The organism is Niallia sp. (assembly GCF_031978665.1).
In the GTDB taxonomy this organism is placed as follows: Bacteria; Bacillota; Bacilli; order Bacillales; family Cytobacillaceae; genus Niallia.
Genome location: NZ_DALZDK010000018.1, coordinates 90,980 through 100,763, shown reverse-complemented (window position 1 = coordinate 100,763; position 9,784 = coordinate 90,980). Strand labels below are relative to the sequence as shown.

10 protein-coding genes and 1 riboswitch are annotated in these 9,784 nt (G+C 37.6%); all 10 genes read left to right on the top strand.

Going from position 1 to position 9,784, the window contains the following annotated elements:
• Positions 1-336 precede the first annotated feature (336 nt).
• The 10 genes from RTL21_RS11765 to purF all read left to right on the top strand — a co-directional run bounded on the left by RTL21_RS11765 (position 337) and on the right by purF (position 9,712).
• Entirely contained in the window at positions 337-882 is a 546-nt protein-coding gene (locus RTL21_RS11765; RefSeq protein ID WP_312096079.1) for a DUF2179 domain-containing protein, read from the top strand.
• Positions 875-1,072: an NETI motif-containing protein gene (locus RTL21_RS11760; RefSeq protein WP_312096078.1), complete on the top strand. Its 198-nt coding sequence runs from the start codon at positions 875-877 to the stop codon at positions 1,070-1,072. Before RTL21_RS11765 ends, RTL21_RS11760 begins: the two co-directional genes overlap by 8 nt.
• Positions 1,073-1,176: 104 nt before the next feature.
• Positions 1,177-1,278: riboswitch (purine riboswitch) on the top strand.
• A 125-nt stretch (positions 1,279-1,403) separates the two neighbouring features.
• Positions 1,404-1,892, top strand: coding sequence for a 5-(carboxyamino)imidazole ribonucleotide mutase (purE, locus tag RTL21_RS11755; RefSeq protein WP_312096077.1), 489 nt, complete (start codon positions 1,404-1,406; stop codon positions 1,890-1,892).
• Complete coding sequence (gene purK / locus RTL21_RS11750; protein ID WP_312096076.1) at positions 1,879-3,033, top strand: 5-(carboxyamino)imidazole ribonucleotide synthase; 1,155 nt, start codon at positions 1,879-1,881, stop codon at positions 3,031-3,033. The genes purE and purK overlap by 14 nt, the downstream gene beginning before the upstream one ends.
• A 3-nt stretch (positions 3,034-3,036) precedes the next feature.
• The gene (gene purB / locus RTL21_RS11745) at positions 3,037-4,329 is read left to right on the top strand and encodes an adenylosuccinate lyase (RefSeq protein WP_312096075.1); all 1,293 of its coding nucleotides are present in this window, start codon (positions 3,037-3,039) and stop codon (positions 4,327-4,329) included.
• A gap of 136 nt (positions 4,330-4,465) precedes the next feature.
• Positions 4,466-5,185 (top strand): phosphoribosylaminoimidazolesuccinocarboxamide synthase, encoded by a 720-nt coding sequence (gene purC / locus RTL21_RS11740; protein ID WP_312096074.1) that lies wholly within the window; start codon positions 4,466-4,468, stop codon positions 5,183-5,185.
• Positions 5,178-5,432 carry a phosphoribosylformylglycinamidine synthase subunit PurS gene (purS, locus tag RTL21_RS11735; protein WP_016205034.1) on the top strand — a complete coding sequence of 85 codons (255 nt, stop codon included), beginning with the start codon at positions 5,178-5,180 and terminating at the stop codon, positions 5,430-5,432. Before purC ends, purS begins: the two co-directional genes overlap by 8 nt.
• Positions 5,429-6,115, top strand: a complete 687-nt coding sequence (gene purQ / locus RTL21_RS11730; RefSeq protein ID WP_312096073.1) for a phosphoribosylformylglycinamidine synthase subunit PurQ — start codon at positions 5,429-5,431, stop codon at positions 6,113-6,115. Before purS ends, purQ begins: the two co-directional genes overlap by 4 nt.
• Positions 6,099-8,315: a phosphoribosylformylglycinamidine synthase subunit PurL gene (purL, locus tag RTL21_RS11725; RefSeq protein WP_312096072.1), complete on the top strand. Its 2,217-nt coding sequence runs from the start codon at positions 6,099-6,101 to the stop codon at positions 8,313-8,315. Before purQ ends, purL begins: the two co-directional genes overlap by 17 nt.
• On the top strand, positions 8,300-9,712 hold the full coding sequence (purF, locus tag RTL21_RS11720) for an amidophosphoribosyltransferase (RefSeq protein WP_312096071.1): 1,413 nt from the start codon (positions 8,300-8,302) through the stop codon (positions 9,710-9,712). Before purL ends, purF begins: the two co-directional genes overlap by 16 nt.
• Positions 9,713-9,784 lie beyond the last annotated feature (72 nt).

Below are 9,784 nucleotides of genomic sequence, written 5' to 3'. Positions count from 1 at the left end.
AAGATCTAAAAGCTTTATTGCTTTTAGGTCTTTTTTTACGTAAATTAAAATATTTAACGGGAAAAGATGGTTTGATTAACTTTCTTTTCGTTACTATCCAAAATTGAGTCCTCCCCAAAAGATTAATAGTTGGAGTAACAATTGAACATCAGCCTCCACATGAAAAAATCTACTATTTTAATCAATATCAATAAAAAATCCGACTTTCTTCTATTATATATAATTTTTTCAGATTTATCTGTCTTTTGTCAATGGAATATAATTGTTTACTTCTCTCTTATTAGGTAATTATAAGTATAATATAGGACTGATAATACATATGGGAGTGAGAAGTGAATGCTTGAAAATAGTATTACTATGGTATTGATTATTCTTGTAATTAATATTGTTTATGTGTCTTTTTTTACGATACGAATGATTTTAACACTTAAAGGGCAACGTTATTTAGCTGCGTTTATCAGCATGATAGAGGTAGTTATTTATGTGATTGGTTTAGGATTGGTATTAGATAATTTGGATCAAATTCAAAACTTGATTGCCTATGCTGTTGGATATGGGGTAGGAGTCATTGTTGGGATGAAGATTGAGGAAAAGTTGGCTTTAGGATATATTACAGTAAATGTGATAACAAAGGAATATGACCGAGACTTGCCTAACTCTTTAAGAACACAAGGTTATGGAGTAACAACGTGGGCTGCACAGGGGTTAGAAGGCGACCGTATGGCCTTGCAAATATTGACTCCTCGAAAATATGAATTAAAATTGTATCAGACAATTAAAGAATTGGATCCCAAAGCATTTATTATTGCATATGAGCCTAAAGCGATTTATGGTGGGTTCTGGGTGAAAAGTGTTAAGAAAGGAAAATTATTTAATGAGTAAGAAAAAAAGATTTGAAGTGCAAACAAATGAGACGATTAATGACTGTTTAGACAGAATGAAGAAGGAAGGCTATACACCGATAAAACGAATGGAAAAACCTGTTTTTAAGGAAATTAAGGTAAATGGTCAAAAGTCTTATGAGCCAGTATCACAGCAGATTATCTTTGAAGCTATCCAGTTAGAAGGTTAAATCACGAACAATAAAATTATATTTATATTAATCGTTCGACATTTACTGTTGACAATATATAAATATGCTTGTTAAGATGGTATAGTGTTAATTAAACAAGACCGAATAAAAAAATATATAGCCCTCATATAATAATGGGAATATGGCCCATAAGTTTCTACCCGGTAACCGTAAAATACTGGACTATGAGGGAAAGTGAATGAAAAAGAGCTGAAAAAAGTAGAGGTTTACTTTATTCAGGTTTATTTAAGCTCTGGACAGATACTTTCTCTCTTTTAGTGTAGAAGTGTTCTGTCTAGGGCTTTTTAAATGGAATCAGGAGGAGGAGAACATGGCCGCATCTGTTGGTGTTATCATGGGGAGTAAATCAGATTGGGAAACAATGAAACATACTTGTGACATATTAGATCAATTGGAAGTAGATTACGAGAAAAAAGTGGTCTCTGCTCATCGTACTCCTGACTTAATGTTTGAATACGCCGAAAATGCTAGAAATAGAGGCATTAAAGTAATTATAGCAGGCGCTGGTGGAGCAGCACATCTTCCTGGAATGGTCGCAGCTAAAACGACGTTACCTGTTATAGGAGTTCCTGTTCAATCAAGAGCCTTAAATGGACTGGATTCCTTATTGTCAATTGTACAAATGCCTGGAGGAGTTCCTGTTGCAACTGTAGCAATTGGCAAAGCTGGTGCTACGAATGCAGGGCTTCTTGCAGCCCAAATACTAGGTACTACAGACTTAGAGTTAGCAGAAAGACTTTTTTCCATGAGAGAAAGAACGAAAAAAGAAGTGATGGAAAGTAGTGATGAGCTTGTCTAACAGAGTAATACTGCCAAGTCAAACAATTGGTATTATAGGTGGCGGCCAGTTAGGGCGTATGATGGCAATTGCAGCTAAACAGCAAGGGTTTAGAATAGCGGTATTGGATCCAACAGAAGATTCTCCTTGTGGCCAAGTAGCTGATTATAAAATTGTTGATGCCTACGATAGTTTATCAGCAATTAAGAAATTAGCAGAAATAAGTGATGTAATAACATATGAATTTGAAAATATAGATGCAGCTTGCCTCGATTGGTTAACCAATAATGCTAACGTTCCCCAAGGGTCTGCTCTTCTTGAAATTACGCAGGATCGAGTAAAGGAAAAAAAGGCAATAGAACAAGCTGGAATTAAGATAGCTCCATATGTAGTTATTAAAAAAACAAGTGATATTTATAATGGATTGGCACAATTAGGCTATCCAGCTGTTTTAAAAACAGCGCGTGGAGGTTATGATGGAAAAGGCCAATATGTTATTAAAGAAAGCAGTCAAATAGCAGAAGCGGAAAAGCTTTTGAACAATGGAGTCTGTGTATTAGAAAAATGGATTCCTTTTAATAAGGAAATATCGGTTATTATCACTAGAAGCGGAAAGGGAGAAGCTACTGTTTTTCCAGTTAGTGAAAATATCCATCTTAATAATATTTTGCATGAATCAATCGTCCCGGCTCGCATTAGTGACTTCGCAAAGGACTTAGCGATAGAAAAGGCAAGCAAGCTTGCTGAGTATTTACATTTAGTAGGAACACTTGCTGTAGAAATGTTCCTGACCGAAGACGAAGAAATTTATATTAATGAGTTGGCCCCTAGACCACATAATTCTGGGCATTACACGATTGAAGCATGTGAGACTTCACAGTTTGAGCAGCATATCCGTGCGGTGTGCAATTGGCCGTTAGCAAGCACAAGGCTATTAAGACCTGCTGTTATGGTTAATATTCTCGGTCAACATCAAGCACAGCTGATTGATAAAATTCCTGATTTGCAGGACTGGAAAGTTCATCTTTATGGAAAGCAGGAGCCAAAGGAAAATAGAAAGATGGGGCATGCTACATTGCTTCGTTCATCTGTGGAAATAGCATTAGATGAAATCGAGAATACGAACATATGGAATGTACAAACAGAAAAAATCGGAGGATAAAAAATGATCGATCGTTACACAAGACCAGAAATGGGAAACATTTGGACAGAAGAAAATCGCTTCAAGGCATGGCTAGAGGTAGAAATTTTAGCATGTGAGGCGTGGGTAAAGCTTGGTGAGATTCCAGCAGAAGATGTAAAAAAAATCCGGGAAAATGCTTCGTTTGATATCGAGCGTATTAAGGAAATTGAGCTAGATACAAGACATGACGTTGTAGCATTTACAAGAGCAGTATCGGAAACACTTGGAGAAGAAAGAAAATGGGTACATTATGGTTTAACTTCTACAGATGTAGTAGATACAGCTCTTTCTTATCAAATTAAACAAGCAAATGAAATTTTATTAAAAGACGTAGAGAACTTTATTGAAATACTTAAGAATAAAGCACAAGAGCATAAATATACCGTTATGATGGGACGTACACATGGTGTACATGCAGAACCAACAACATTTGGTTTAAAGCTTGCTCTATGGCATGAAGAAATGAAACGAAATTTAGAAAGATTTAAAGCAGCAGCAGAAGGAATTGAATATGGTAAGATTTCTGGTGCAGTAGGAACATATGCAAATATTGATCCTTTTGTAGAACAATATGTATGTAAAGAATTAGGATTAAAGCCAGCGCCGATTTCTACGCAAACTTTGCAACGTGATCGCCATGCTGATTATATGTCTACTATTGCACTAATTGCTACATCTATTGAGAAATTCGCTGTGGAAATTCGCGGCTTGCAAAAAAGTGAAACAAGAGAAGTGGAAGAGTTTTTTGCTAAAGGACAAAAAGGTTCTTCTGCTATGCCACATAAACGTAATCCAATCGGTTCAGAAAATATGGCTGGTCTTGCTCGTGTTATTCGCGGCTATATGCTAACTGCATATGAAAATGTTCCTCTATGGCATGAGAGAGATATTTCTCATTCTTCTGCAGAGCGTATCATTATTCCAGATGCAACAATTGCATTAAATTATATGTTAAATCGTTTCAGCAATATCGTGAAAAATCTAACTGTATTCCCAGAGAATATGAAACGAAATATGGATCGCACACTTGGCTTAATCTATTCACAACGTGTACTACTTGCTCTAATTGATAAAGGACTTACGAGAGAAGAAGCGTATGACACTGTACAGCCAAGAGCAATGGAATCATGGGAAAAGCAAGTGCCATTCCGCGGGTTAGTAGATAATGATGCAGTAATTTCTTCTAAGCTAACCAAAGAAGAAATTGATGATTGCTTTGATTATCATTTCCATATTAAGCATGTGGATACAATTTTTGATCGACTGGGATTATAAAAAATTAAGAGCTGTCAGGTAGAATGACAGCTCTACTACAAACTGTGAAAACAGAATAGACCGAATTTTAAGTAAGGTATTGCAAGTGAGAATTTTTCGTTTTATCCCTAATTTTTTTGATAAGGAGACTCTTCAAATGGAAAAGAGAGCTTTATTGTATGAAGGAAAAGCAAAAAGAGTGTATGGAACTTCGGATGAGAATATTGTTTGGCTGGAATATAAAGATTCCGCTACTGCCTTTAATGGGGAGAAGAAAGCAACTATTACAGGTAAAGGTCGATTAAATAATGAGATTACTAGTTTACTATTCTTAAAGTTGAAAGACTTTGGTATTCCATCACATTTCGTAGAAAAATTGTCAGATACAGAACAGCTTGTAAAGAAAGTGGACATTATTCCATTAGAAGTGGTTGTTCGTAATTTAGCAGCAGGCAGTTTTTCAAAAAGATTAGGAATAGAAGAGGGCATTCCGTTATCAAAGCCATTGGTTGAATTTTACTACAAAGATGATGCACTGGGTGATCCAATGATTACGGAAGACCATATCGAAGAATTAAAGCTTGCATCAACAGAAGAAGTTGCATTTTTAAAGCAAAAGGCATTGGAAGTAAACGAAGTATTAAGCAGATTTTTCGGAGAATTGGGAATTAACTTAGTTGATTTTAAATTGGAATTTGGAAAAGACAACGAAGGAAATGTTCTTCTTGCCGATGAAATTTCGCCAGATACATGCCGACTTTGGGATAAAGAAACAAATGCGAAATTAGATAAAGATGTATTTCGTCGCGATTTAGGAAATCTAACAGATGCTTATGAAAATATTTTAGCGAGACTAGGGGGAAGTCAACATGTTTAAAGTTAAAGTATATATCACATTAAGAGAAAGTGTATTAGATCCACAAGGGAATGCTGTGAAAGGATCATTGCATTCATTAAATTATAAAGAAGTAGAAGATGTACGTATCGGGAAGTACTTGGAATTAACGATTGATAAATCAGAAAGAAACATTGATGAGCTAGTGAAGGAAATGTGTGAAAAGCTTCTTGCTAATACAGTTATTGAAGATTACCGCTATGAGGTGGAGGAGGTTGTTGCACAGTGAAGTTTGCAGTAATCGTATTTCCAGGATCCAATTGTGATGTTGATATGTTTCATGCGGTAAAGGATGAGCTTGGAGAAGAAGTAGAATACGTTTGGCATGATACAGACAGCTTAGAAGGCTTTGATGGAATTTTGCTACCTGGAGGATTTTCATACGGAGACTATCTTCGTACAGGTGCTATTGCAAGATTCAGCAATGTAATGAAAGAAGTAGTGAAAGCAGCGGAAGCAGGAAAGCCAGTTCTTGGTGTATGTAATGGATTCCAAATACTGTTAGAAGCAGGATTGCTCCCTGGTGCAATGAGAAGAAATGAAAGCTTAAAGTTTATCTGTAAGCCAGTTGAACTGCAGGTAGCAAATAATAATACTATGTTCTCCTCTGCATATAAAGACAACGAAGTAATTACTGTGCCGATTGCTCACGGAGAAGGAAATTACTACTGTGATGGGGAAACGTTAGCGAAATTAAAGGAAAATAATCAAATTGTCTTTACTTATAATGGTACAAATCCAAACGGAAGTTTAGAAAATATTGCTGGAATCACAAATGAAAAAGGAAATGTCCTTGGCATGATGCCTCACCCAGAAAGAGCAGTAGATGAGCTTTTAGGTGGAGCAGATGGTCTGAAAATATTTAAATCAATCGTTAGTCAGTGGAGGGAAGCAAATGTCGTTAATGCTTGAACCAAGTCCAGAACAAATCAAATCAGAAGAAATTTACAAACAAATGGGTGTGACGGATGAAGAATTTGCGATGGTAGAAGGAATTCTAGGTCGCCTTCCTAACTATACAGAGATCGGGTTATTTTCTGTTATGTGGTCAGAACATTGTAGTTATAAAAACTCTAAGCCAGTCTTGAAGAAGTTTCCAATTTCAGGACCACAAGTTTTACAAGGACCTGGTGAGGGTGCAGGAATTGTAGATATCGGCGATGGTCAAGCGGTTGCGTTTAAAATTGAAAGCCATAACCATCCATCAGCAATTGAGCCATACCAAGGTGCAGCAACTGGTGTAGGCGGAATTATCCGTGATGTTTTTTCCATGGGGGCAAGACCAATTGCAATTCTTAACTCTTTACGATTCGGTGAATTAGATAATGAACGTACAAAATATCTTTTTAAAGAAGTAGTTGCCGGAATTGCTGGCTATGGAAACTGTATTGGAATTCCAACAGTTGGTGGGGAAATTGCTTTTGATGATTCCTATGCAGGTAACCCACTTGTAAATGCGATGTGTGTTGGTTTGATTAACCATGAAGATATCAAAAAAGGCCAGGCACACGGTGTTGGTAATACCGTAATGTATGTAGGTGCAAAAACCGGCCGTGATGGAATCCATGGTGCGACATTTGCTTCTGAAGAATTAACAGAGAACTCCGATGAAAAGCGTCCTGCTGTACAAGTAGGAGATCCATTTATGGAGAAGCTTCTTTTAGAAGCATGTCTGGAATTAATTCAATCAGATGCGTTAGTTGGGATTCAAGATATGGGTGCTGCAGGACTTGCTAGCTCTAGTGCAGAAATGGCAAGTAAAGCAGGTTCTGGTATTGAAATGAATTTAGATTTAGTACCACAGCGTGAAACAGGAATGACTGCTTATGAAATGATGCTTTCTGAATCACAAGAACGTATGCTGATTGTGGTGAAAAAAGGAAGAGAACAGGAAATCAAAGATCTTTTCCATAAATATGATTTAGAGGCAGTAGCAATTGGTGTTGTAACAGATGATAAAATGCTTCGTCTTCTTCATAAAGGAGATATAGTAGCAAATGTTCCTGCAGATGCTTTAGCAGAGGATGCTCCTGTATATCATAAGCCATCTAGTGAACCAGCTTATTATCGTGAGTTCCAAGCGATGGAAAACTATATTCCTACTGTAAATAACTATGGTGAAACACTTCTTAATCTATTAAAACAGCCAACTATTGCAAGCAAAGAGTGGGTTTATGATCAATATGACTATATGGTTCGTACGAATACAGTAGTTGCACCAGGTTCTGATGCAGCAGTAGTCCGTATTCGCGGAACGAAAAAAGCTTTAGCAATGACAACTGACTGTAATGCAAGATATTTATACTTAGACCCAGAAACAGGCGGGAAGATTGCAGTAGCAGAAGCAGCTCGTAATATCGTATGTTCTGGCGCAGAGCCACTTGCGATTACAGACAACTTGAATTTTGGAAATCCAGAGAAACCAGAGATTTTCTGGCAAATTGAAAAAGCAGCAGATGGAATCAGTGAAGCTTGCTTAGCATTAAATTCGCCAGTAATCGGTGGAAATGTCTCTTTATATAACGAAACAAATGGAACAGCTATTTATCCTACTCCTGTTATTGGGATGGTTGGATTAGTGAAGGATACAAAAGATATTACAACACAAAGCTTTAAAGCAGCTGGAGACTTAATCTATGTGCTTGGAGAAACAAAAGCAGAGTTTGGCGGAAGTGAATTGCAAAAAATGCTAGAAGGATCTATATCAGGCAAAGCACCTTCCTTAGATTTAGAAGTGGAAAAGTCTTACCAAAAAGCAGTCCTAGAAGCCATTCGTGCAGGGGTTGTAGAGTCCGCTCATGATTTAGCAGAAGGCGGTTTAGCAGTAGCGGTAGCAGAAAGCTTAATCAGTTCAAAAGGCTTAGGAGCAAAAGTAAATGTTACGGAAGATGCAGTAACAGCACTTTTCAGTGAATCACAATCACGTTTCTTGCTTTCTATTAAACCAGAAAATAAAGAGACTTTTGAAAAATTAGTTCCTGCTACATTAGTAGGAGAAGTTACAGATACAGCCGTTCTTACCATTAGCCAAGGGGAAACTATTCTAGTAAATGAACAGGTTGATTCGTTAACGGATGCCTGGAGAGGAGCTATTCCATGCTTGCTGAAATAAGAGGGTTAAATGAAGAGTGTGGTATCTTTGGAGTTTGGGGACATGAAGATGCATCGCAATTAACATACTACGGGCTTCATAGCTTACAGCATCGCGGACAAGAAGGTACAGGTATTGTATCAACTGATGGGAAAAAATTAAAAGGAATTAAAGGAGAAGGGCTAGTTTCTGAAATTTTCACCCAAGAAGCAATTAAAGATTTATCAGGAAAAGCAGCAATTGGCCATGTGCGTTATGCGACAGCAGGTGGCGGCGGATATGAAAATGTCCAGCCTCTTCTGTTCCACTTCCAAAGCGGTAGTATGGCGCTTGCTCACAACGGAAATTTAGTTAATGCAACTGCTTTAAAAAGCCAGCTGGAAGCACAAGGGAGTATTTTCCAAACAAGCTCTGATACAGAGGTGCTTGCTCATTTAATTAGAAGAGGCGGTTTTGCGGCATTTAAAGAAAGAGTAAAAAATGCGCTGACAATGATTAAAGGTGCCTATGCTTTTCTTATTTTAACGGAAACGGAATTAATGGTTGCGCTAGATCCAAATGGAATGCGTCCCCTTTCTTTAGGAAAATTAGGAGATGCCTATGTCGTTGCATCTGAAACATGTGCATTTGATGTGGTAGGGGCAGAGTTTGTTCGTGATATTTTACCAGGAGAACTTTTAATTATCGATGATAACGGGTTCCGTTCGGAAATGTTCTCTGTCGCTTCTAATATTGCAATGTGCACAATGGAATATGTCTATTTTTCGAGACCTGACAGTAATATTAACGGCATCAATGTTCACACAGCACGTAAAAATCTTGGGAAAAGATTGGCAATGGAAGCACCTATTGAAGCAGATGTAGTAACTGGAGTACCTGATTCCAGTATTTCTGCAGCAATCGGATATGCGGAAGCAACGGGCATTCCGTATGAGCTTGGATTGATTAAAAATCGCTATGTTGGCAGAACATTTATTCAGCCTTCTCAATCTCTTCGGGAGCAAGGTGTTAAGATGAAGCTTTCTGCCGTTCGCGGAGTAGTAGAAGGAAAAAGAGTAATCATGGTCGATGATTCCATTGTTCGTGGCACAACAAGTAAACGTATTGTGACAATGTTAAGAGAAGCAGGAGCAACTGAAGTCCATGTATTAATAAGTTCACCGCCAATCAAAAATCCTTGCTTCTATGGAATTGATACATCTACTAAAGAAGAGCTGATTGCATCAAAGTATTCCGTGGAGGAGCTTCGTGAATTAATTGGCGCTGACTCTCTTATTTTCTTAAGTACAGAAGGAATGATTGACGCAATTGGTCGAACTGATGATGGGGAAAATAGAGGGCATTGTTTAGCGTGCTTTACTGGTAAATACCCAACCGAAATTTATCCAAACGCAGATCATCCATACGAGAAAGTGTAAGGATACGAAAACATTAAGAGAAGCGGCATGCGTAGATGTCGCTTTTCCACCTAAATCAAACTAGACTTTTCG